21 protein-coding genes and 2 pseudogenes are annotated in these 23,866 nt (G+C 58.9%); 10 read left to right on the plus strand and 13 right to left on the minus strand.

The window, feature by feature from the left end; all coding sequences use genetic code 11:
• Positions 1-10: 10 nt before the first annotated feature.
• From RGU70_RS01920 to RGU70_RS01955, 8 genes are all read right to left on the minus strand, one after another.
• Positions 11-436, minus strand: coding sequence for a PaaI family thioesterase (locus RGU70_RS01920; RefSeq protein WP_322207729.1), 426 nt, complete (start codon positions 434-436; stop codon positions 11-13).
• Positions 414-1,115: an ABC transporter ATP-binding protein gene (locus RGU70_RS01925; RefSeq protein WP_322207730.1), complete on the minus strand. Its 702-nt coding sequence runs from the start codon at positions 1,113-1,115 to the stop codon at positions 414-416. The genes RGU70_RS01920 and RGU70_RS01925 overlap by 23 nt, the downstream gene beginning before the upstream one ends.
• Positions 1,108-1,821, minus strand: a complete 714-nt coding sequence (locus RGU70_RS01930; protein ID WP_322207731.1) for an ABC transporter ATP-binding protein — start codon at positions 1,819-1,821, stop codon at positions 1,108-1,110. The genes RGU70_RS01925 and RGU70_RS01930 overlap by 8 nt, the downstream gene beginning before the upstream one ends.
• Entirely contained in the window at positions 1,808-2,767 is a 960-nt protein-coding gene (locus RGU70_RS01935; RefSeq protein WP_322207732.1) for a branched-chain amino acid ABC transporter permease, read from the minus strand. Before RGU70_RS01935 ends, RGU70_RS01930 begins: the two co-directional genes overlap by 14 nt.
• Complete coding sequence (locus tag RGU70_RS01940) at positions 2,764-3,636, minus strand: branched-chain amino acid ABC transporter permease (RefSeq protein WP_322207733.1); 873 nt, start codon at positions 3,634-3,636, stop codon at positions 2,764-2,766. Before RGU70_RS01940 ends, RGU70_RS01935 begins: the two co-directional genes overlap by 4 nt.
• A 116-nt stretch (positions 3,637-3,752) precedes the next feature.
• Complete coding sequence (locus RGU70_RS01945; RefSeq protein ID WP_322207734.1) at positions 3,753-4,943, minus strand: ABC transporter substrate-binding protein; 1,191 nt, start codon at positions 4,941-4,943, stop codon at positions 3,753-3,755.
• A 127-nt stretch (positions 4,944-5,070) separates the two neighbouring features.
• Positions 5,071-6,624 (minus strand): class I adenylate-forming enzyme family protein, encoded by a 1,554-nt coding sequence (locus RGU70_RS01950; protein WP_322207735.1) that lies wholly within the window; start codon positions 6,622-6,624, stop codon positions 5,071-5,073.
• 154 nt (positions 6,625-6,778) lie between these two features.
• Positions 6,779-7,582: an IclR family transcriptional regulator gene (locus RGU70_RS01955; RefSeq protein ID WP_322207736.1), complete on the minus strand. Its 804-nt coding sequence runs from the start codon at positions 7,580-7,582 to the stop codon at positions 6,779-6,781.
• Between the two features lie 444 nt (positions 7,583-8,026).
• Here RGU70_RS01955 and RGU70_RS01960 point away from each other — a divergent pair, with 444 nt between their 5' ends.
• From RGU70_RS01960 to RGU70_RS01995, 8 genes and pseudogenes are all read left to right on the plus strand, one after another.
• Positions 8,027-10,147, plus strand: coding sequence for a 3-hydroxyacyl-CoA dehydrogenase NAD-binding domain-containing protein (locus RGU70_RS01960; protein WP_322207737.1), 2,121 nt, complete (start codon positions 8,027-8,029; stop codon positions 10,145-10,147).
• 140 nt (positions 10,148-10,287) lie between these two features.
• Positions 10,288-11,475, plus strand: a complete 1,188-nt coding sequence (locus RGU70_RS01965; protein ID WP_322207738.1) for an acetyl-CoA C-acyltransferase — start codon at positions 10,288-10,290, stop codon at positions 11,473-11,475.
• Between the two features lie 76 nt (positions 11,476-11,551).
• Entirely contained in the window at positions 11,552-12,748 is a 1,197-nt protein-coding gene (locus RGU70_RS01970; RefSeq protein WP_322207739.1) for an acyl-CoA dehydrogenase family protein, read from the plus strand.
• A gap of 10 nt (positions 12,749-12,758) precedes the next feature.
• Positions 12,759-13,913: an acyl-CoA dehydrogenase gene (locus RGU70_RS01975; RefSeq protein WP_322207740.1), complete on the plus strand. Its 1,155-nt coding sequence runs from the start codon at positions 12,759-12,761 to the stop codon at positions 13,911-13,913.
• Positions 13,910-14,716 (plus strand): oxepin-CoA hydrolase, alternative type, encoded by an 807-nt coding sequence (locus RGU70_RS01980; RefSeq protein ID WP_322207741.1) that lies wholly within the window; start codon positions 13,910-13,912, stop codon positions 14,714-14,716. Before RGU70_RS01975 ends, RGU70_RS01980 begins: the two co-directional genes overlap by 4 nt.
• An 80-nt stretch (positions 14,717-14,796) precedes the next feature.
• On the plus strand, positions 14,797-16,005 hold the full coding sequence (locus RGU70_RS01985; protein WP_322207742.1) for a CoA transferase: 1,209 nt from the start codon (positions 14,797-14,799) through the stop codon (positions 16,003-16,005).
• Positions 16,006-16,147: 142 nt separating this feature from the next.
• Positions 16,148-16,324 (plus strand): annotated as a pseudogene (locus tag RGU70_RS01990) (CoA transferase); the annotation flags it as partial.
• A gap of 142 nt (positions 16,325-16,466) precedes the next feature.
• Positions 16,467-16,643: pseudogene (locus tag RGU70_RS01995) on the plus strand (CoA transferase); the annotation flags it as partial.
• A 415-nt stretch (positions 16,644-17,058) separates the two neighbouring features.
• Here the strand turns inward: RGU70_RS01995 and RGU70_RS02000 are convergent.
• On the minus strand, positions 17,059-18,237 hold the full coding sequence (locus RGU70_RS02000) for an acyl-CoA dehydrogenase (protein WP_322207743.1): 1,179 nt from the start codon (positions 18,235-18,237) through the stop codon (positions 17,059-17,061).
• Between the two features lie 204 nt (positions 18,238-18,441).
• Here RGU70_RS02000 and RGU70_RS02005 point away from each other — a divergent pair, with 204 nt between their 5' ends.
• Both RGU70_RS02005 and RGU70_RS02010 read left to right on the plus strand, forming a co-directional pair.
• Entirely contained in the window at positions 18,442-19,356 is a 915-nt protein-coding gene (locus tag RGU70_RS02005; RefSeq protein ID WP_322207744.1) for a LysR family transcriptional regulator, read from the plus strand.
• Between the two features lie 17 nt (positions 19,357-19,373).
• Complete coding sequence (locus RGU70_RS02010; RefSeq protein WP_416186542.1) at positions 19,374-19,538, plus strand: DUF6726 family protein; 165 nt, start codon at positions 19,374-19,376, stop codon at positions 19,536-19,538.
• Positions 19,539-19,586: 48 nt separating this feature from the next.
• Here the strand turns inward: RGU70_RS02010 and RGU70_RS02015 are convergent, their stop codons facing one another.
• The 4 genes from RGU70_RS02015 to RGU70_RS02030 form a co-directional block, all read right to left on the minus strand.
• On the minus strand, positions 19,587-20,903 hold the full coding sequence (locus RGU70_RS02015) for a DUF3422 domain-containing protein (RefSeq protein WP_322207746.1): 1,317 nt from the start codon (positions 20,901-20,903) through the stop codon (positions 19,587-19,589).
• Positions 20,900-21,856, minus strand: a complete 957-nt coding sequence (locus RGU70_RS02020) for a D-hexose-6-phosphate mutarotase (RefSeq protein WP_322207747.1) — start codon at positions 21,854-21,856, stop codon at positions 20,900-20,902. The genes RGU70_RS02015 and RGU70_RS02020 overlap by 4 nt, the downstream gene beginning before the upstream one ends.
• Before the next feature lie 82 nt (positions 21,857-21,938).
• The gene (locus RGU70_RS02025; RefSeq protein ID WP_322207748.1) at positions 21,939-23,291 is read right to left on the minus strand and encodes a TRAP transporter large permease; all 1,353 of its coding nucleotides are present in this window, start codon (positions 23,289-23,291) and stop codon (positions 21,939-21,941) included.
• Positions 23,282-23,776 carry a TRAP transporter small permease gene (locus RGU70_RS02030; RefSeq protein ID WP_322207749.1) on the minus strand — a complete coding sequence of 165 codons (495 nt, stop codon included), beginning with the start codon at positions 23,774-23,776 and terminating at the stop codon, positions 23,282-23,284. The genes RGU70_RS02025 and RGU70_RS02030 overlap by 10 nt, the downstream gene beginning before the upstream one ends.
• Between the last annotated feature and the right edge of the window lie 90 nt (positions 23,777-23,866).

The raw sequence follows: 23,866 nt of genomic DNA on the forward strand, positions 1-23,866 counted from the left end.
GCACAGTGGCTTAATCAGCGGTTTTTCGGTAACGGTTGACGACTTCACCGATGGCGATAATTTGACCGGCATCATCACTGATTTCCACGCTGGAAAAATAGATGCTGGCTCCACCGGCGCGTTTATTGGCCACCGCCCTGATACGGCCCGATGAAGCCTGCCCGGTAAAGTTGGTAGTCAGGGACAAGGTGACGGCCCTGCGCATGTCGCTCTCGTTCGGGCTATACAGCCCGGACAGGGAACCGGCAACATCGATCAGCGAGGCCAGCACGCCACCATGCACCGTTCCCGCCAGATTCAAATGCTGCGGGCCGATGTCCAGCTCGACAACGACCTGATCCGGCCCCCACTCGGCAACACGATGGCCGAGCAAGTCCTTGAAACCGCTTTGCATCGGGTCCGCCTTCATCGCATCACCTGGCAAAATACAGCTCATGCAAATGATCGAGACTGACCGCCGCTGCGGGCTGAGACAACACCACTTTTCCGCTCTGCATCAGGTAGACATGGTCGGCCACGCCGACTGCGCGGTGCGTGTTCTGCTCCACCAGAACAATCGTCCGTCCGCCTTCTTTCAAGCGTTCCAGAATCTCGAACAACTCATTAACCACCACCGGCGCCAGACCGAGCGAAGGCTCATCGACAATCAACAATTTGGGATCGGACATCAGACCGCGCGCCATTGCCAGCATTTGCGCCTCGCCGCCGGACAAGGAACCGGCCAGCTGCTGACGACGCTCGCGCAAACGCGGAAACATCAGATAGGACTTCTCCAGATTGTCTTTGACGCTGGCACGATGCTGTTTGGCGAACGCGCCGACGATCAGATTTTCTTCCACGCTCATGTCGCGGAAGGTCATGCGCCCTTCGGGAATCATGGTCATGGATACATCGGCCATTTCCCAGGTCGGCGTGCCAGTCAGGCGGTTTCCGTTCAGCAGCACCTCGCCCTGCGAGACCGGAATCAGACCCATGATGGCGCGCAGTAAAGTCGTTTTTCCCGCGCCATTAGGACCGATGATGGTGGTCAGCTTTCCTTGCGCGACTGTCAGCGACACATCCCACAGCACATTGATCGCGCCATAGCCGGCGCGCAGATTCGATATCTCAAGCATGTTCGGTTCCCGTATAGCTTTTAATCACGGCCGGATCGCGGAACACGGCGTCCGGCGTGCCGTCTGCAATCAGTTGGCCGAAATTGAGCACCACCACGCGGCGGCACAAATTGCTGATGGTTTCAATATCGTGTTCGATGATGACAATGCCCACGGAAAATTTCTCGTGCAAATCCTTGAGCATGTTCATGAAACGTCGTTTGCCGGTGGTTTCAAGACCGGCCAGCACTTCATCGAGCAGCAATAAACGCGGATTGGTGGCGAGCGCCTTGGCCACTTCCAGCGCCTTCAATTCGGTCAGCGCCAGCTCGGTGGCGGCGTTGCGTTCGGCCTTGCCGTCGAGACTGGTGAAAGCCAGAATTTCATCGATCTTGTGCGGATCCACGCGACCGGTGCCAAAGCGCTGCGCCACGATCAGATTTTCCCGCACCGTCAATTCGTGCATAGGCTGCGGGATTTGAAAGGTGCGGCCAATGCCCATCTGCGCCCGCTTGTACATAGGCGCATTCATCATGTCTGCGCCGTCGAAAGCAATCTTGCCGCTGGTGGGGCGCACCAGCCCGGAGATAGCGTTGAACAGGGTGGTCTTGCCCGCGCCATTGGCACCGACCAGTCCCACCACATCCTCCGTGCCGACGCTCAGCGTCACGCCATCGACCGCAGTCAGACCGCCGAAACGCACCGATAAATTATCAAGTTGGAGCATGGTTTTTCCTCATGAACTTACGCAGCAGCGCGAGCAAACCATCGGGACTGAACACGATCATCGCCACCAGCAGCACGCCCAGCACCAGTTGATGGCCGGAAGGAATGATGCTCTTGAAAATCAGCTGATCCACCAGATACACCACCACCGCGCCGATGATAGGCCCGGTAATCGTGCGGTAACCGCCAAAGATCGCGGCGACAATCGGAATCGTCACCCACAGGCCGCTGAACGCGTAATCGGGTTCAAGAAAATTGATGTAATGCGCATTGAACGCGCCGACGATGCCGCACATGAAAGCCGACACCAGCAACATGAGTCCCTTGAGCAACGTGCTGTTGACGCCCACCACGCGGGTCGCATCTTCGCTTTCATGCATGGCACGCAAGGCCAGACCGTAATGACTCTGGCGGATCGCCTGATAGATCGCGGCGCAGGCCAGCACCAGGGTCAGTATCACCAGATAGCCACCGACCTTGCTGCTGAAATCGTAGCCAAAAATTTCCGGCAAGCGCGGGATATTTGAAAGGCCTCCCGAACCGCCAGTGACCGACGTCCACTCCGTCGCGAGGATGCGGAATATCTGCGCGTAGGCCAGAATCGCCAGCGCAAAATAAGGCCCTCTCAAGCGCAGCACCGGCAACATCGCCAGCGCCGCGACCACCGCACACACGCCACCGAGCAGTATCGCGCCCAATACCGGCACGCCATAGCGGATGCTCATGACCGCCGACGCATACGCGCCGACGCCAAAAAACGCCGCATGTCCGAAACTGACCATGCCGCCCAGATTCCCCAGCAAGGCCCACGATAGAGCGACACCGCCCACCACCAGCGAAGCAACGATCAGGCTCATCACATAATGGTTAGCGCCCAGTACCAGCGGCACGCCGACGTAGGCAGCCAGCAAGACCGCGATCAGTGTTTTATTGAAAAGAGGTTTCATCCGCGCCGCCCTTTCGCGCCAAACAAACCATTCGGCATGATGAACAGTACCAGCAAAAATAAGCCCATCCCTGCCAGTTCCTGTAAGGCTGAACTGGCCAGCGTCACGGTCAGCGCTTCCGCCACACCCAACAACAAGGCGGCGATCAGCACGCCGGGAATCGAACCAATCCCCGCCAGCACCGTGATGATGAAGGCCTTGACGGTCAGCACACCGCCAAATGCCGGACTGATCACGCCGTAGCTGAACAGCGCGACACCGGCAAATGCCGCCAGAATACCGGCGACGATAAACGCCACCAGCTCCGTGCGTCCGGGATCGATGCCCATCAATTTCGCTGCGTCGCGGTTGCTCGATACAGCGCGCACGGCGCGTCCGTACCAGCTACGCGTGAGCCACCACCACAAGCCGCCGATGATGACCAGACTGACGACGAAGAACAGGGCTTCGCTGCGCATGCTGTAAAAAGGGCCGAGTACAAAAGCATCCTGCATCCAGCTCGATCCGGTGGAGCGCACGTCCGCTTTCCAGATCAACAAAATCCCATTGGTGAGAATCACGCCTATCCCGTAAGTCAGAATCAGAGAATTAATTTCCCGATCTTTCTTGATGCGGCTAACCACCAGATACACCATCACCGACGCCAGACACACCACCACCAGCGCGACAGGTATCGACAACACCGGATTCCAGCCCAGCCCCGCTTCCAGCGAGTAAGCGACATAAGCCGACAGCAACACCAGCTCGCCATGCGCCAGATTAATCACCTTCATCGCGCCGAACACCAGCGCTAACCCGAGCGCAATCAGCGCGTACGAGCCGCCCTGTAGCAGCCCGGAATACAGCGCCTGCAATATCAATTCCGTCATGTCATCGTTCCAATGTGTTTGAGGGAAGCCCGGCGCAAGCAATAGCGTGGCACGCCACCTTGCCTCCGGGTTTCCTTATCCGTCATGCGCAAGCGATCAAGCTTGCTTGCCAATATTTACCAGGGAACGCCAGGGAAATTGATCTTGCCGGTCGCCGATTCTTTCGGCCAGACAATCACCACCTTGCCATTTTGATGCTGTCCCATGCGATGCGAAAAATTGAGGTTGTCGCCGTTGCTGCTGAAGCGCACCACACCAATGAGGGTCTCGCGATCGGTCTTGCGCATTTCTTCGGCCACGCCGTTTTTCTTCAGCGTGCCTTTGTCGGCAGCGCGGGCAATGGCTTCAAACAGCAGCAAGGACTGCACGTAGCCGAACTGGCCCAGATAGTCCGGCTCCTTTTTGTACAAGCGACGATAGGTATCGCTGAACAGTTTGCCGTCCGCCGTATCGAATTGCGCCGGGAATGGCAGTACGGCAGTGCCGTAGACATTCGGCATCAGATCAGGAAAATCAGCGGCCATTTTCGGCGTTGCCAGTGACCAGACTCCGACCATGGCCTTGACGTTCGGTTTGAGCACGCGTGCGGCGCGCAAGATGCCGACGTAATCGTTTTCATATCCGACCATCGCAATGGCTTCCGACTTGTCCTGCAATTTGATTTTGTTGATGATGGGCTTGAAATCGGTGATCGCCGGATCGAAGGCATGAGACACAACCACAACACCCTTGTCGCTCAGACTTTTCTGCAAGTCCTTGGCCAGTCCGGCAGTCGCTTCCTTGGTCGAATACACGATGGAGACTGACTTCACGCCCATGTCGCTCAACAGACCCATCATGGCCTTCTGATAGCCGGCCGTATTGTTGATGCGGAAGAAATTCTTGCGGCCGCTGGCGACCAGACTGTCATCGACGCCGCCTGAAGTCACATACACCAGACCGAGCTTGTTGGCCGCATCGGAAGCCGGGGCAATATTGTTGGAACCATAACCGCCGGTAATGGCGATTGCGCCATCGCTGGCCAGTTTTTCGACCGCGGCAATGGCCTTGGCCGGTGCCGATTCATCATCGACGGTAATCAGTTTGATCTTGTGCTTGCCGCTGCCCTTGTTAAAGACATCGGCGGCAACGGTGATGCCCTCCTGCATCCCGGTACCGACGCGCGCCAGTGTGCCGGTCAATGGCACTTCGACGCCCACGATCAGTTCGTCCGCCTGCGCTGCGGGCAGTGTCTGCGCGCATACTGCCAGCGCCATCATTGCCAGCAATCCGATACGCTTGCTGCCCTGTTTTTTAGTTGTCTTCATTGTCTCCGCCTCGTTCGTTTAATTTAATTTATAGAGGGAACTGCTGATTCAGTGTGGCTTGCGCCGCGCACTTGTGTCAGAGGCTCCCTGGTTGCGCCCGGTGAAAGGGCGCGCTTGCTGGTTGAATTCATTTGCCATACATTTGCTGCGCCAAATTTTTAAGTTCTCCCTTCAATATTTTGCCGGTGGCCGCTGCCGGCAATACTGGCAGGATGGTAATGATGGAGGGACATTTGTAGGGAGAAAGCAGAGTCGCCAGATACGCCTGCAATTCCGCCACCGTGACTGTGCGTGAAGGATGCACTTCAATGAAAGCCACGACTTCTTCATTGCCATCTGCCACCCGTCGCCCGACGACTGCCGATTGCGTCACAGCCGGATGCGCATTCAGCGCGGCCTCCACTTCCGCCGGATACACATTGAAACCGGAACGGATGATCAATTCCTTGGTACGGCCAACAATGAACAAAGCGCCGTCCGACTCCAGCCGCGCCACGTCGCCGGTATTGAGCCAGCCGCCTTCCCGCATCACGCCAGCAGTCAGCGCAGGTTCGCGGTAGTAGCCCTTCATCACATTCGGGCCACGCACCCAGAGTTCGCCCGGCTCTCCCGGCGACACTTCCTGGTCGTGACTATCGACCAGCCGAATCTCCACCCCCGGCGCCACCATTCCTGCCGACGCATCGGTGCGCGGCGCATCCATGCGCGTGCTGCTGATGGTGGGCGAACTTTCCGTCATGCCATATCCGTTATGCAGGGGCTTGCCAAACAACTGCTCCACCGCCGCCTTGAGCGCCGGATCGAGCGCCGATCCACCCGCATAAATAAAGCGCAAGGCGGGCGCTTTGATGCGCTCACCGGACTGGCGCGGCATCTCCAGCAAACGCGCATACATGGCGGGCACGCCCTGCAACATCGTGATACCGTCCTGTGCCAGCGCAGTCTGCAAGGCCTCGGCCGAATAGCGCGGCACCAGATACAGACAGGCACCGGCATACAGCGTGGCGAGCATGACCGAGGCCAGTCCGAACACATGAGAAATCGGCAGCACGCCGTACACCCGGTCTTGCTGCGTCAACTCGCGCAAACAGCCGGAACCGTCGGCTACAAACAGTAAATTGCGATGCGTCAGCATCACGCCTTTCGGATGGCCCGTCGTGCCAGTGGTGTAAATCAGCGCCGCGACCTGTTCAGCATTTGAGGTAGCCACCGGCTCGGCGGAACATGCCGTATTGAGTGGGCCAATGCTCAGTCCGCCAACTAATTCCACCTCCCGGCTGACTGCGGCGACGCGCGCGCCATGGGCGTGCGCTGCGGAGGCGGTCGGGCCGGTAAAAATCATGCGCCGCGCCTGACAGTGATCGCGGATCACCTCCATTTCCCGCGCAGAAAGCCGGGCGTTCACTACGACCACCCACGCATCGACCAGCGCGGCGGCAAAGATGAGCGCCACCTGGGCGGCACAATTTTCGCCAACGACCATGACGCGGTCGCCGGGACGCACGTCCAGTTCGCGCAGCAAGTCCGCGCCGGCTTCTACCGCAGCCCAAAGGCGGGCGTAACTCCAGACCACGCCGTTTTCGTGCAGCGCTGGCGCATCGGGAGTCTGTCCGTTCCAGCGGCGCGGAATATCGCTCAGTCGCGCGGGAAAATCGGCCAAAGGAGTCGCTGGCAACATCATCCCTGCATCCTGTTGTTCCGTTCGATCATGGCGCGCCTGAAATTAATTGAAGTAGTAAATTGAACTGCACAACAGAAGTGTCGGACGTGCTTGCCGTTCGCATGCAACCGACTGACATGGCGCTCATTGGCGCTCATTTGGCACTCATTGGCGCTCAATGACGGCCCATGCTCACCTCGACCTTGCGCACCAGCGCCACCAGTCGCGGCCCCAGATCGTTCATCAGCGCATCCAGCGTCAGCATAAAAGCCGGGCCGCCACAGTTGTACGCCATCATTTTTTCGCCATCCGGATCGATCAGCGGCACACCGACCGCATGGATGCTGGACTCCCATTCGCCGACCGACACGCAAAATCCGAAGTCCTGAAAATCCTTGTAACCCTGCTCAATACCGGCTTTGATTTTTGGCCATTTTTCTTCATCGCGCAAACGGATGTGATCCAGCAGAAAATCGCGCTCGGCCTGCGGCAGTCCACACAACAGAGCCTTGCCCATGGCCGTGGCCGCCAGCGGAATGCGCGAACCGACCTCGCGCCGCAAAGTGACGGCACCGCTGCCGCGACAAGCTTCGATGTACACCATGCTGAGACGGTCGCGTATGCCCAGCGCCACGTTGCATTGCGAATGCTCGGCCAGTTCCTGCATGCTCGGGCGCGACAGTTTGCGGATATCCAAATTCGACAACAATGAGTAACCCAGCGCCAGCACACCCGACCCGAGCTGGTACTTGCCCTGATCGGCGGCATAGTTCAGATAACCCAGCTTGGTCAGCGTATAGGTCAGGCGGGTGATGGTGGGCTTAGGCATTCCGGTGCGCCTGGCCAGCTCGGTGTTGGTCAGATACACCTCACCCGGCCGAAAACAACGCAAAATTTCCAAGCCTCGCGCCAGAGCATTGACGAATTGACGGTCCTTGCTGGCCGCGTCATCGCTAAACGTCAAAATTTCCTCTTGCATCTACCGCCTCCGGGTATTTCCGCCACACATAACGAACATTCAACGAACACTCAACAAACACTCAACTGACACGCTACTGACTAATAAACTGCGCTCAATCATTACCTGCATGACGCTTGTTCAGAGCCCCCGCAAGGCGCAAAAAACAGACCTCATACTTACATATCAAAAACCCAGCTGTCAATTCATTTGCGGAATAACGGTTCGTCTTGCGAAATAGAATGGGTGCAAAAGTAGTTACCAGACCAACAACCATATTCCTTTCCCCTCACCCTCAATCCATTTGCACCATCCTGATGCATCTCGTAACCCGGATGGGACTCCAGTAGAATTTCCCACCTTGCCCGACAAAATAAGGTATCGTTCCACATGGTTTTATTTTGCGAACCGCTGTTCCGCAGTGCGAACACACCCGATTCTATCTAATCCCGGAGACTGATTCCCATGACCCTGCCCCAAGCCAGCGACATTGTTACCCGCGAATTGCGCGGCGATATCCTCCTCGTCACGATCAACCAGCCGCCCGTCAATGCGCTTGGCGTCGATGTGCGTCGCGGTCTGCTCGTCGCCATCGAAGCCGCCGATGCCGACGCCGCCGTCCGCGCAGTCGTGATTGTGGGTGCAGGACGCAACTTTATCGCCGGTGCCGATATACGCGAATTCGGCAAACCACCGCAAGCGCCCTCGCTGCCGGATGTCTGCAACCGCATTGAAGCCTGTAGCAAACTGGTGATCGCCGCCATCCACGGCGCAGCGCTGGGCGGCGGACTGGAAGTCGCGCTCGCCGCGCACTACCGCCTGGCCATTGCGGGAGCCAAACTCGGACTGCCCGAAGTCCAGCTCGGCCTCTTGCCCGGCGCAGGCGGCACGCAACGCACACCGCGTCTGCTTGGTGCCAAGGCCGCGCTGGACCTGATCCTCAGCGGCCGTCACATCGGCGCGGAAGAAGCGCTGACGCTAGGACTGATCGACCGCATCGGCAATAGCACGGATATCGCCGCAGAAGGCCTGAGCTATGCGCAGGAATTGCTCACTAACCAAGCCCCGGTACGCCGCACCCGCGACGCCGCCGGACTGGCCGACAAAGACGCTGGCCGAATCGCCATCGATGCTGCGCGCAAGGAAACGGCCAAAAAATCCCGCGGTCTGTTTTCTCCATTAAAAATCGTCGATGCCGTCGAAGCCGCACAAGACCTCGTGTTTGATGCGGGCATGCAACTTGAACGCACCCTGTTCCTGCAATGCCTCGACAGCCCGCAACGCGCCGGTCTGATTCACGCCTTTTTCGCTGAACGCGAAGTGCTCAAAGCGCCCGAAACCCGCAGCGCCACACCGCGCGCCATTGCCAGTATCGGCGTGGTCGGCGGCGGCACCATGGGTGCCGGGATTACCGTCGCGGCGCTGGATGCTGGCTTGCCGGTGGTCATGATAGAACGCGACGAAGCCGCACTGACACGCGGCCGCGCCAACGTCGAGAAAGTCTACGATGGCCTGATCGCCAAAGGCCGTCTGAGTGCCGACGCCAAAGCCGCCACCCTGCTCCGCTTCAGCGGCAGCACCGACTACGCCGCACTGGCGCAAGCCGATCTGGTAGTCGAAGCGGTCTTTGAAGATATCGCCGTCAAGCAAGCACTGTTTAGCGAACTCGACCGGGTCTGCAAACCCGGCGCGGTGCTGGCCACCAATACCTCTTACCTCGATATCGACCTCATGGCCGCCGGTATTTCGCGTCCGGCAGATGTGATCGGCCTGCACTTTTTCTCGCCGGCCAACATCATGAAACTGCTGGAAATTGTGGTGCCGGCCAAGGTTTCGGCCGACGTCGTTGCCACCGCTTTCGAGTTTGCGAAAAAACTGCGCAAGGTGCCGGTGCGTGCCGGTGTCTGCGACGGCTTCATCGGCAATCGCGTGCTGGCGGTGTACCGTCAGGCGGTCGATGCCATGATGGAAGACGGTGCCTCTCCTTACCAGATCGATACGGCAATACGCAACTTCGGCTATCCGATGGGCCCGTTCCAGGTGGTCGATCTGGCCGGTGGCGATATCGGCTGGGCCGCGCGCAAGCGCCGCGCACCGACCCGCAATCCTGAAGCGCGCTACGTGCAGATTCCCGACCGCCTTTGCGAGCGCGGCTGGTTCGGTCAGAAAACCGGACGCGGCTATTACCTCTATCCAGACGGTGCGCGCACCGGTGTGGCCGATCCTGAAGTAGAAGCCATCATCGATGCCGAACGCCTGCGCGCCGGTATTGCCCCACGCAGTTTTACCGACGAAGAAATTCTTCGCCGTTACATGGCGGCCATGATTAACGAAGGCGCGAACGTAGTGCATCAGGGCATTGCCCTGCGCCCGCTCGATGTCGACATTACTTTCCTGCACGGCTACGGTTTCCCGCGCTATCGCGGCGGCCCGATGAAATATGCCGACACGGTCGGTCTGCCAACCATCCTGGCCGACATCCGCGCTTTCGCCAAGGAAGACCCCCTGTTCTGGCAAGCCTCGCCGCTGTTGATCGATCTGGTCGAGCGCGGCGCTAATTTCGACAGTCTTAATCAATCCAAATAATCAATACTACAAACCAGAACTTACGCAAAAGCCCTCTGGCTAGGCGCATTGCCGCAGACAGTGCAAGCAGCAGGGCAAGGCGATGCAACAACGCCAGCGCGCTGTTGCGTAAGTTCTAACAAACAAAGAAAGTCAACGTTATGCGTGAAGCCGTCATCGTTTCCACCGCCCGTACGCCAATGACCAAGGCGCACCGGGGCGAATTCAATATCACCTCCGGCGCGGCACTGGCCGCGTTTGCGGTACGCGCCGCCGTCGACCGTGCCGGCATCGACCCCGCGCAAATCGAAGACGCCCTTCTCGGCTGCGGCTATCCCGAAGGCACTACCGGCCGCAACATCGCTCGTCAGGCCATTATTCGCGCCGGTCTGCCGATTTCGATTGCGGGCGCCACCGTCAGCCGTTTCTGCGCTTCCGGCCTGCAAGCCATCGCCATGGCCGCCGGCCGCATCGTGGTTGATGGCGCTCCCGTCATGATCGCAGGTGGGCTGGAAAGCATCTCGCATCTGCGCACGCGGGAAACAGGCGACAGCGGCATCGATCCCTGGATCGCCACGCACAAACCGGCGCTATACATGTCGATGATCGACACCGCCGACATCGTGGCCGCACGCTATGGCATTAGCCGCGAAGCGCAAGACCGCTTCTCCGCCGAAAGCCAGCGCAAGACGGAAGCGGCGCAAATGGCCGGTCGCTATCGCGATGAAATTATTAGCTGCACCACCACCATGGCTGTCACCGACAAGGACACCGGCGTCGTGTCGCACCGCGAAGTCAGTGTCGATGCCGACACCTGCAACCGGCGCGGCACCACCTATGAAGGTCTGGCCAAACTGGCTCCGGTGATGGGCGCGGACAAATTCGTCACTGCCGGCAATGCCTCGCAACTTTCCGACGGCGCATCGGCCTGCGTGATGATGGAAGCCAAAGACGCCGAACGCGCCAACCTGCAACCGCTGGGCGTGTTTCGCGGACTGGCGCTGGCGGGCTGCGAGCCGGATGAAATGGGTATAGGCCCGGTGTATGCCGTGCCGAAACTGCTGGCGCGCCACGGCCTGACGGTCGATGACATCGACCTGTGGGAACTCAACGAAGCCTTCGCCTCGCAATCGATTTACTGCCAGCAACGACTGGGCATTCCCGATGAGCGACTCAACGTCAACGGCGGCGCGATTTCAATCGGCCATCCGTTCGGCATGACCGGTGCGCGACTGGTCGGCCATGTTTTGCTGGAAGGTCGTCGGCGTGGCGCGAAATACGCGGTCGTCACCATGTGTATCGCCGGCGGCATGGGTGCGGCAGGCTTGTTTGAAATTTATGGTGCATAAGCATAAGCATAAGCAGCATCCGAAACAGATACTGAAATAGCGGTTCCTTATTAAAGAAGAATGAAGGGAAATTGGCATGGATTTGAATTTCACCCCCGAAGAAGAAGCCTTTCGCAGCACAGTGCAAGCCTTTCTGGCCGAGCGCTTGCCTGCCCGTCTGTCCGACAAAGTGGCGCACGGCAAGCATCTGTCGAAAGCCGAGATGCAGGAATGGCACAACACACTGAACACCCAGGGCTGGCTCGCCAATCATTGGCCGGAGCAATACGGCGGTCCCGGCTGGAGCGCGACGCAGAAATTCATTTTCGAGCATGAGTGCTGCCTGGCCAATGCGCCACGCGTGGTGCCGTTCGGCGTCAATATGCTGGGGCCGGTGCTGATCAAATACGGTAACGAAGCGCAAAAAAATTACTGGCTGCCGCGCATTCTCAACGGTGACGACTGGTGGTGTCAGGGTTACTCCGAACCGGGTGCCGGTTCCGATCTGGCGGCTGTCAAGACCATGGCCGTGCGCGATGGCGACCACTATGTCGTCAACGGTCAGAAAACCTGGACTACGCTGGGCCAGCACGCCAACATGATTTTCTGTCTGGTGCGCACCGACCGCGAGGCCAAGAAGCAGGCCGGCATCAGCTTCCTGTTAATCGACATGAACACGCCCGGCGTGGATATCCGTCCCATTATCACGCTCGACGGCGAGCATGAAGTGAACGAAATCTTTTTCACCGATGTGCGGGTGCCACTGGCCAACCTGGTCGGCCAGGAAAACGATGGCTGGACCTGTGCCAAATTCTTGCTGACGTACGAACGCACCAATATTGCGGGCGTCGGTTTTTCAGTCGCGGCGCTGGCGCGGCTCAAGCGTATCGCCGCGCAGCAAAGACGCAACGGCAGGCCGCTGAGTGAAGACCCGACGTTTGCCGCGCGTATGGCGCGGGTGGAAATCGATCTGGAAAACATGAAGACCACCAATCTGCGCGTGATCGCTGCGGTCGCCGGTGGCGGCGCGCCGGGTGCGGAGAGTTCGATGCTGAAAATCTGCGGCACCGAAATCCGTCAGGAAATCAGCTCGCTCACGCGCCGTGCCATGGGCCCACATGCACGGCCGTTCATCATCGAGGCGCTGGAAAGCGATTACACCGGCCAGCACATCGGCCCCGAAGCAGCGGCCAGTGCAGCGGCGCAGTACTTCAATAATCGCAAACTCTCGATCTTCGGCGGCTCCAACGAAATCCAGAAAAATATTATTTCCAAGATGATTCTTGGCTTGTGAGGAGACGAACATGAATTTTGAACATACCGAAGAACGGCGCATGCTGGCCGATAGCCTCAATCGTTTCATTGCCGAGCAATACGACTTCGATACCCGCGACGGCATTGTCAAATCACCACAAGGTTTCAGCGCCTCGCTGTGGCAGCAGTTCGCCGAACTGGGCGTGCTGGGTGCTTTGTTCCGTGAATCCGATGGCGGCTTCGGCGGCGAAGGTTTCGATATTGCCGTGGTCTTTGAAGCATTGGGACGCGGGCTGGTGGTCGAGCCTCTGCTCGGCAGCGCGATACTGGCCGGCGAAGCGATTGCCGCTGCCGGCAATGTCGCACAGCAAGCGCTGCTGGCCGGGCTGATCGACGGCAGCCGCATCGCGGCTTTCGCGCATGACGAGCCGGAGAGTCATTACGAACTGGCGCGGATCAATACGCGTGCGCAATCAAGCACCGACGGCTGGATTCTCAACGGCGTGAAATGCGTGGTGCAGCAAGGCGAGCAGGCACAACTGTTCATCGTCTCGGCACGCACGGCGGGAGAAATCGATGACGAAGCCGGCATTTCTCTCTTCATCGTTGCCGCCGATACGCCGGGACTGACCGTGCGCGGCTGCCCCAGCATCGATGGCGGGCGCGTTGCCGAACTGACGTTCACCGATGCAAGACTGCCTGCCGATGCCTTGCTTGGTGTCGAACATCAAGGCTATGCCACACTGGAACGTGTCGTCGGCCGCGGCATTCTGGCGCTCTGCGCGGAAGCACTGGGGGCGATGGAAGCGGCCAAGGAAGCCACGCTCGACTATCTGCGCACGCGCAAACAATTCGGCATGCTGATCGGTAGTTTTCAGGCGCTGCAACACCGTATGGCCACGCTGCTGCTGGAAATCGAACAAGCGCGTTCCGCCGTCATCAATGCCGCCGCCGCGCTCAACGCAGACCGTTTCACGCGGGAACGCGCGCTGTCGGCCGCCAAGGTCAGCATCGGCCGCATCGGTACGCTGGTGGCGGAAGAAAGCATTCAGTTACACGGCGGCATCGGCATGACATGGGAATTGCCGCTGGCGCATTACGCCAAACGGCTGGTGATGATTGACCATCAACTGGGCGATGAAGACCACCATTTGCAGCGCTTCATTGCGCTTGGCCACCAACAGAAAAACCGGGACGCGGCATGAGCGATGCCGTTCTGATCGCTCAGCAAGGCGCGGTGCGCATTCTGACCAACAATAATCCGGCTGCGCGCAACGCGATTACGGCGGCGCTGTACACGGAATTGGCAGCCGCACTGAGCGCAGCGGAAAGCGATCCCGGCGTGGGAGCCATTGTATTGACTGGCGCAGGCGATTTTTTCTGTTCCGGCGGCGATCTGAAACAACTGGCGACGCGCCGCGAATTGCCGGTTCCACAACGGCGCGAAAAAATTGAGAATCTGCACAATCTGATTCGCGCTATCCGTCGCTGTAGCAAGCCGGTGGTGGCGGCGGTCGAAGGTGGTGCGGCCGGTGCGGGGCTGTCACTGGCGCTGTGCTGCGACATGCTGGTGTCGGCGCGCAATGCCCTGTTTTCAGCGGCTTATGTGAAAGTCGGATTAACGCCGGATGGCGGCGCGACAGCGTTTCTGGCCGAGTTTGTTTCACGCCAGATTCTGACCGAACTCTGTCTGACCGGCGAACGGATCAGCGGCGAGCGACTGCATGCGCTGGGCGCGGTCAATCGTCTGGCTGAACCGGGTGCGGCGCTGACCGACGCCATTGCGCTGGCGCAGCAAATTGCGACCGGGCCGCTGCGTGCGACGGCGCGTATCAAGCAGCTCTGTCAGCACGCTTACGGCGCCGATCTGGAAGCGCAGATGGAACTTGAAGCCACTTTGATGGCGGTCTCGCAAGGCGACGATGAAGCGGCGGAAGGCATCGCCTCTTTTTTTGCGAAGCGCCCGGCTGATTTCGTCACGCTGCGCGGGAAACCGAACGGGTCGTAATACCACAGGTCTTTTCCACGCCACCTCACACCTCTGTCCGTCTTTCTGGCGGCAGCTATTTTTGAATCTTTGGAGTTGGCATGTCCGATACACCTTCTTTGTTGCCCTTATCCGGCATTCGCGTGCTCGATCTTTCCCGCGTGCTGGCCGGGCCCTGGTGTGGCATGGTGCTGGGCGATTTCGGCGCCGAAGTGATCAAGGTCGAACATCCTGAGCGCGGCGACGATACCCGCGATTGGGGCTTGCGCATCGGCAACACCGAGACCGCTTATTTCAACAGCGTTAACCGTAACAAGCGCTCCATCTGCCTCGATCTGCAAACGCCGGAGGGTCAGCAGATTGCCCAGGATCTGGCGCAGCAATGCGATGTGGTGATCCACAACTTCAAGTTCGGCGGCATCGACAAACTCGGGCTTGGTTATGCGCAGTTGAGCAAAGACCATCCCGAGCTGATTTACTGCTCGATCACCGGCTACGACACCAGCGGCCCGGAAGCGGCGCGGCCGGGCTACGATCTGGTGGTGCAAGGCGAATCGGGACTGATGGCGATCAACGGCGAGGCGCACCAGCCGCCGCTGAAATTCGGCGTTGCTGCGGTCGATTTGTTTACTGGCATGTATTCGGCGCAAGCAATTCTGGCGGCGCTGTTTGAGCGTCAGCGCACCGGCAAAGGACGTCATATCGAAATGGCGCTCTACGATTGCGGGCTGATGATTACCTCGTATTACGGGCTGGAATCGCTGTTGCTGGGACAGGATGTGCCGCGCTACGGCAACGCCCACCCGTCCATCGTTCCCTACGGCGTGTTCGATGCGGAAGATGGCCCGCTGGTCATCACGGTCGGCAACAATAGCCAGTTCGCGCGCTTTTGCTGCGAAGTGATCGAACGCCCCGATCTGGCGGAGGACGAACGCTTCAAGAACAACATCGGCCGCTCTGCCAACCGCGCCATCCTGATGCCGGAACTCACTCGTGAGATTGGCTCCCGCAAACGCAAGCTCTTGCTGGAACGACTGACTGCCGCCAAGATTCCCTGCGGCGAAGTGCTGGGTCTGCATGAGGCATTGACCTCAAAGCGGACGAACGACGCTGGTTTGGTCACGACTCACGCCCATCCTGTCGCCGGCAGCGTCAAGGTGCTCGCGCCGCCTTATCGTTTCGACGGCGAGCGCCTACCGGTGCGCAGCGCGCCGCCGGAATTGGGCGAAGGGACTAAGCAGGTGCTGCAATCGATGTTGGGCTTGTCGGATGAAAAACTGGCGGCGCTGAAGGCGAATGGGGTGGTGTGACGGGGAACCCATTCATTCACCCGGCCTGCGCCCGGATCCTTCGATACGGGACTGCGTCCCTACTCAGGACGAACGGTAGGTGAGTTGGGACGCGCGGGTTTTATTCAGGATGAACGATAGGTGAGTTGGGACGCGCCAGTTTTATCCTGTCGCGGGCAGGGTCAAGGTGCTCGCGCCGCCTTATCGTTTTGACGGCGAGCGCCTACCGGTGCGCAGCGCGCCGCCGGAATTGGGCGAAGGGACTAAGCAGGTGCTGCAATCGATGTTGGGCTTGTCGGATGAAAAACTGGCGGCGCTGAAGGCGAGTGGGGTGGTGTGACGGGGAACCCATTCATTCGCCCGGCCTGCGGCCGGATCCTTCGATACGGGACTGCGTCCCTACTCAGGACGAACGGTAGGTGAATTGGGACGCGCCGGTTTTACTCAGGATGAACGGTAGGTGAGTTAGGACGCGCCGGTTTTATCCTGTCGCCGGCAGCGTCAAGGTGCTCGCGCCGCCTTATCGTTTCGACGGCGAGCGCCTACCGGTGCGCAGCGCGCCGCCGGAATTGGGCGAAGGGACTAAGCAGGTGCTGCAATCGATGTTGGGCTTGTCGGATGAAAAACTGGCGGCGCTGAAGGCGAGTGGGGTGGTGTGACGGGGAACCCATTCATTCGCCCGGCCTACGGCCGGATCCTTCGATACGGGACTGCGTCCCTACTCAGGACGAACGGTAGGTGAGTTGGGACGCGCCGGTTTTATTCAGGATGAACGATAGGTGAGTTGGGACGCGCGGGTTTTACTCAGGACGAACGATAGGCGGATTAATGGACTTTTCCCAAGCCAAACGGCAAGTGAATTAAGGGGATTTTTCAGGCCGAACGGGTGGTGGATTAGTTTATTTTTTCCAGAACTAACGGTCGAGAGGTAGTGAGCTTGTCAGGACGGCGTGCTGGAAAATTGCGGGACTGTTTGGCGCACAACAAACCGTTCGTCCTGAGTAGGCGCTACGCGCCGTATCGAAGGATCCGGCCGCAGGCCGGGCTGGCGCAAACTCATACGCCCGCCCCCACTCAGCTAAACGCCACAATCCCGGTAATGGCGCGACCGATGATCAACGCGTGCACATCATGCGTACCTTCGTAGGTATTGACCACTTCCAGATTCACCAGATGCCGGATCACGCCGTACTCGTCGCTGATGCCGTTGCCGCCCAGCATGTCACGCGCTAAGCGAGCGATGTCCAGCGCCTTGCCGCAACTGTTGCGCTTCATGATGGAGGTAATCTCCACCGCGTCCGTGCCTTCGTCCTTCATCCGTCCCAGTCGCAGACAGCCTTGCAGGCCGAGTGTGATTTCGGTCAGCATGTCGGCCAGTTTTTTCTGGATCAGTTGGTTCGCGGCCAGCGGCCGGCCGAACTGCTTGCGGTCCATCGTGTATTGCCGTGCCTTGAGGTAGCAATCTTCCGCTGCGCCTAGCGCGCCCCAGGCGATGCCGTAACGTGCGCTGTTGAGGCAGGTGAACGGGCCTTTCAATCCGCGCACTTCAGGAAAGGCGTTTTCTTCAGGACAGAACACGCCGTCCATGACGATTTCGCCAGTGATGCTGGTGCGCAAACCGACTTTGCCGTGAATCGCCGGCGTGGTCAGTCCCTTCCAGCCTTTTTCCAGCACGAAGCCGCGAATCGCACCTTCGTCGTCCTTGGCCCACACCACAAAAACATCGGCAATCGGGCTATTGGTGATCCACATTTTGGAACCGCTCAGCGAATAGCCGCCCGGCACCTTGGTGGCGCGCGTGATCATGCTGCCGGGGTCGGAGCCATGATCGGGTTCGGTCAGGCCGAAACAGCCTATCCATTCGCCGCTCGCCAGTTTCGGCAAGTATTTTTGCTTGGTGGCTTCGCTGCCGAATTCATTGATCGGCACCATGACCAGCGAGGACTGCACGCTCATCATCGAGCGGAATCCTGAATCGACGCGCTCGACTTCACGCGCTACCAGTCCGTAACAGACATAGTTCAGACCAGATCCGCCGTAGGCTTCAGGAATGGTGACGCCGAGCAAACCGAGTTCGCCCATTTCGCGGAAGATGCCCGCGTCGGTGCGCTCATGGCGGAAAGATTCCAGCACACGCGGCACCAGACGATCCTGGCAGTACGCTTGCGCGGCTTCGCGCACCGCCCGTTCTTCGCTAGTCAGTTGCTCATCGAGCAGCAGGGGGGAATTCCACTGAAATACATTCTTAGCCATCTGTTTGCCTAGTGTGTGGGCACCGACGATGGCATGGGCTGCCAGACGGACGGTGCGGGATTGTTATTGAGTCATGTTAGGTTGTCGTCGCCATTGGCGCAAACGATTTTTTTGCACGCAGACATGCGTATCATGCATATCTTTGCGTATGCTACTGATACAAATTTATCCAATCGCTTTCAATTCATTCTGATTGAGCATGTTATGTCCCGCACCATTCCGCTACTGCAATCACTGACCTGCTTTGAAGCCGCTGCGCGTCACAAGAGTTACACCCATGCGGCGCACGAACTGGCGCTGTCCCAAAGTGCGGTATCGCGGCAGATTGCTGCGCTGGAGGCTTTCCTCGGTATTGCGCTCTTCCGACGCACGCGACACGGCGTGGTGCTGACCCCGGCGGGCGCGGCCTATGCGCGGCAGGTCAGCGCCCGGCTGGAGGGTCTGGAACGCGATACGCTCGATACCATGGCGCATCAGGGCAGTGGCGGTGCGGTGCATCTGGCTGCCGTGCCGACTTTTGCCACGCGCTGGCTGTTGCCGCGCTTGCCGGAACTGGCGCGCCAGCATCCCGACATCACTATTCATATTGATGCCAGCACCCGCCCGTTCCTGTTCGCCGATAGCGAATACGATGCCGCGCTGTATGCCGGCACCAGCGAACAAGTGAGCAACTGGCCGGGAACGCAGGCGGCGCTGCTGATGCATGAGGATGTGGTGCCGGTAGCGAGTCCGCGTTTATTGGCAACGCGGAAAGTCTGGCAGCCGCAGGACATTACGCGCCTGCCCTTGTTGCAGCAAAGCACGCGTCCGAAAGCGTGGCGGCAGTGGTTCGATGAAATGGAAGTCAGTTCCGAACTGGCGCTGCACGGCCCTCGTTATGAATTGTTTTCGATGCTGGCGACGGCTGCCTCGCACGGACTGGGCGTCGCGCTGATGCCGAGTATGTTGGTGGAATCGGAGTTGGCGCGGGGAGAGTTACAAATTGTATGCAACCGGCCCTTGCGCGGAAAACGTGGGTATTATCTGGTCACGCCGGAAGCCGCACAGGAGAAAACTGCTCTGACGCAATTCCGGCAGTGGTTGCAGCAACATGCCGCCGGCGATCCTCTGAGGGAATAAGAACGATGAAGATAAAAATGATCCTGAGCTTGCTGTTGCTTGGCTGCGTGGGAGCGACCGTTTCCGGCTGCGGCGTGGTCGCCGCCCCCTGCCGTGTCGCCTCGGCGGTGATCAAAATGGTGCCGGTCGTAGGGGGCGTTGCGGCATTGCCTACCGATGGCTGCGCAGCAGTGATCGACTAAAACTGGCAAATGCACTGGCCGATCCACTGACAAATGTGCTGACAAACGCTAAGACTCCACCGCATCCTGATTTTTTAACCGATGATGCAAGCGCCGGATACCCATCCAGACCGCGCCGCACACCAGCGGCAATAACAGGCCAATGGTCTGATCGACCGGCACTGCCAGACCCCAGCCTTTGAGCGCCTTCAAGCCGTAACCGGCAAGACCCAGCCCGTAGTAAGAGATCGCCACCACCGATAGCCCCTCCACCGCTTGCTGCATTTGCAGTTGCAGTCGCGCACTGCGGCTGAGGCTGTGCAGCACGCGCTGACTTTGCCGCTCCTGCGCCAGATTGACATGGGTATGCAGCATGTCGTTGGCGCGGCTGATTTTCATCGCGATAGCTTCTTGCCGCGCTGCGACCGAGATACAGGTATCCATCGCCGGCGCCAGCCGCCGTTCCATGAATTCACCGATGGTCGGGATGCCTTCAATCCGGCGTTCGCGCAATTCACCGATGCGTGCGCCGACAATGCGGTAATACGCCTGCGCAGCGCTGAAGCGGTAGCCGGACTTGAAAGACATGCTGCGGATTTGCGCGTCGAGCCGGGAAATTTCTTGCAGCAAACTTTCGGCATCGCCATCGATCTCCAGGGTACTCATACGTACGCCAAGCGCCGTCAGGTCTTCTTCTACCCGTGCCAGCAGCGCCGTACCTTGGCGCGCATGCGGCAAAGCCAGCAGCGCCATCATCAGATAGGTTTCGATTTCGCAAATGCGCTGCACCAGCCGACCCATTTGGGATTCCTGCAAGCCGACATCGCGGATCAGGTAACGGGAAAAGCCATCCGGCCCGATCAGAAAGTCGCTCCAGATTTCGCCGTCAGACAGGACCTTGCTGCCCACCATGGGCAAGCTGGGAAAAATCGTTCTGAAGCTGTGATCATCGACACGGTCAAGACTGGTGCGGGCCGTCGCGATATGCGACGCAACGATGACGGCGGAGTCCAGTAGCGCCAGCCAGTCGGCGGGGACATGACGCATGGCTGTCAGGACGAAATCCGGTTGATCGTTTTCTGTGTTGTCTGCGACGACTGGCTCAACGAAGGTATAGGTCGAAAATTCGGCGTGCTTTTCCCACTTGATGCGGAAATGGCCAAAGTCATGAAAGAAATGCTGTGCGTCGGCATGCGGCACGGCGACGCCGAAGCGTGTGCATAGCGCATCGAGCAGCACGTGATGCGAGCGTTCGCGTTCTTCGTAATGAATGGCGAGATGGGAAATCCGGGCCGGTGCGTCAAACACCATGAAGGGGCGGGAATGGATTTCACTGGCCAGCGCCAGACGCAAGGGATGGTTCATGTGCGCGTTCAAATTGGTCATGTTTTTTCGCAAGAATGGAGAATCATCTTGCCTTGCCAGTCCTGTCCGGGAAGAAGCTGTGTCGTCCGCAGTATGTTGCCGGACTCGACACAAAGCATGGAGGCATATTCATCGTCGCCAAAATCGCTCATGGCAAGCGCTTTTTCCTGCCAGGGATTCCACACCACCACATCGTCCATGGCGGTCTTGCGAATCTGCATGGTTCGTTGCGCGACTTCGTCGTCGATGAAAATAGCATTCCCGGTGTGCGCGAAAATAGCGTCGATTTCCTGATCGAAACGGAGTGCTGCGGCATCGCTGATACGCGCCGGCAATTCTGGCTGCTGCAAGGACAGTTGGGAAGCCCCCTGCAGGCCTCTGACTTGCGCCTGCCGGATATCGGCAACAGAGAAATACGAATGCAAAGCGAGCTGAAAATCAAACGGCGCATCGCCGGTATTGAGAACAGAGAGGGTGAGCTGCAAGGAGGAGGAAGAAAGCGTGACGACCAGTGACAGCTCGAAATGACCGGGCCACAGATGCAGACTGAAATCGTTATGGCGCAGACGCAAAGTCACGCTGACATCGCCCTCACGCACTTCCGAGGCAACCCATTCCCACTCCAGCAAGCGTGCGAAGCCGTGTCGCGGCAAGGGTCCCTGCCCGCTGAACTGGGGCCAACAAATCGGGATGCCGCCCCGAATCGGCGCATGTTGCGCCCATGCGGACTGTCGGCTAAGGAACAGCAGCTCTTCGCCGGCAGCGTTACGCCATGCAGTGACGTGCCCGCCATGAAGGTAAATGTCGGCACTGGCACCGGTGCGATGCTGCAGCACGATTTTTTCCATGCCTGCATGACCGGAATGCAGTTCTGCCAATCCGAACATATTCAATCCGGATTTCAATGGCGCATTGTTCGCTGCATTGTTCGCTGCATTGTTCGCTGTATTCTTGGCTGCATCCATATCAGTCATTCCTCGGCCATTCACTCAATGTCAACTGGCCTGAGAATAACATCAGGGCCGGAGAAAACATCTCTCTACCAGCCCCGAATCATCAAAATACCGGATGGCCTGTAATTACCGATGGTAGCCAGGTTGAAAATGCCGGCACGTAGGTAACCAGATTAATGGCCGTCCATATCGCGAGGTAATAAGGCCAGGCCGTTTTGGTCGCTTCGCCGATGGAAATTTTACCGATGGCGCAACCGATGAACTGCACCGTACCGACCGGTGGATGCACCAGCCCGAGCGCGCAATTGAGCAACAACATCATGCCGAACTGCACCGGACCGACGCCCATGGCAATAGCCAGCGGCAAGAACAGCGGCGTTGTGATCAGGATGTGCGCGGCCATGTCCAGGAAGATGCCCAGGAAAATCTGAATGATGTTGATGTACAGCAGCATCAACCAAGGCGTGGTGGTGGCATGCAGCAAGGCGGCCTCGATCGCGTCGGGAATTTCCAGATACGCCAGTTGCCAGCGCAGCATGTTGGAAACACCGATCAGCAACAGGATCACGCCCGTGGTCTTGGAGGCCTTGATGAGCGCCTTGACCAGCGTCTTGCGGTTGATCGTCTTGTAGATAAAACCCGTCAGGCATAGCGAATACGCGACGGCAATTGCGGCCGCTTCGGTGGCGGTCGCCACGCCACCCATCACGCAGCCCAGAATCACGATGATCACCATCAGACCCGGCACGGCGGCCAGGAAGGAACGCAGTACCGCGTACCAGCCTGGGAAACGCTCCAGCATGGAGCTGCCATCGGCGCGCTTTGGAAAACCATTGCGCGCGGCTTGCCAGTAAGCGGCGATCAGCATGCAGACCATGATCCAGAAGACGGGGATCAATCCGGCAAACATCAGATCGCCAATCGATACGCCCTTGATCACATGCGTGCCTATCATGCCGGAAGCGGCTTGCGCGGCGAATGCGTAGATGATCATGTTGTGCGAGGTCGGCATCAGCGCGCCGGTCAGCGAGGCATGCGTGGTCACGTTGACGGCGTAGTCGGCGCTGTAACCTTCGCGCTTCATCAACGGAATCATGACCCCGCCCATGGCCGACGTGTCTGCCACCGGTGAGCCGGAAACGCCACCGAACAGGGTACTGGCCACGACATTGGCGAGCCCTAGTCCGCCCTTCCAGTGGCCGACCAGATTGCGGGCAAAGTCCATGATCTTGTCGGCGATGCCCCCGTGCAGCATCAGCTCGCCGGAAAAGATAAAGAAGGGAATGGCGAGGAAGGTAAAGACGTTCATGCCCGACACCATCATCTGGATGGCGGTAGCAATCGGCAATCCTTCAACGACGTAGGTAGCAAGGCAGCTCAGGCCAATCGCAAAAGCGACCGGCACACCCAGCACCAGCAACAGCACAAAGCTGAGGCAAAGGACGGTCAGTTCCATGAGGTTGTTCCAGATTCAGAAGTAAGTAAGCTCAGCAGATGTTCGATGGCAAACAGTGCGATAAGAACAGCGGCAACAATAGGTGGAAAGTAGCGCCAGGCTTCGGAAATTCCCAATGTCGGAATGGTCGACTCGTAGGTCGATATGGCCATTTCCAGACTGCCCCAAAACAGCATCATGGCGAACGTGAGAATCAGTATCTCGGCCAGAATCGTGCAGAACGCCTGCGCTTTCAGCGGCAATTTTTTGACGACGGAATCCAGTCCAATATGCCCGGACTCGCGCACACCCGCGGCAGCGCCGAACATGGCGACCGAGATCACCAGCAGCAAGGCCACTTGCTCGACATACGGCGGTGCATCGGAGAACGCATAGCGCAGCACCACGCCATAAATCACGATCAGTCCCAGTGCCGTCAGCGCCGTGCCGGCTACCGCCAGAATGCCTTGCGCAAGACGGATATTAATGGCCGTCAGCAAACGCATGATGGCTCCTTTCTTAGTAGCGGAAGGGCGCACTGGGTATCCCCCTGCGCCCTCCCTTATGTCCGCAGCAGCGGTATCCGTGTGCTGCGG

This window comes from Herbaspirillum sp. RTI4 (assembly GCF_034313965.1).
Lineage (GTDB): Bacteria > Pseudomonadota > Gammaproteobacteria > Burkholderiales > Burkholderiaceae_D > Herbaspirillum.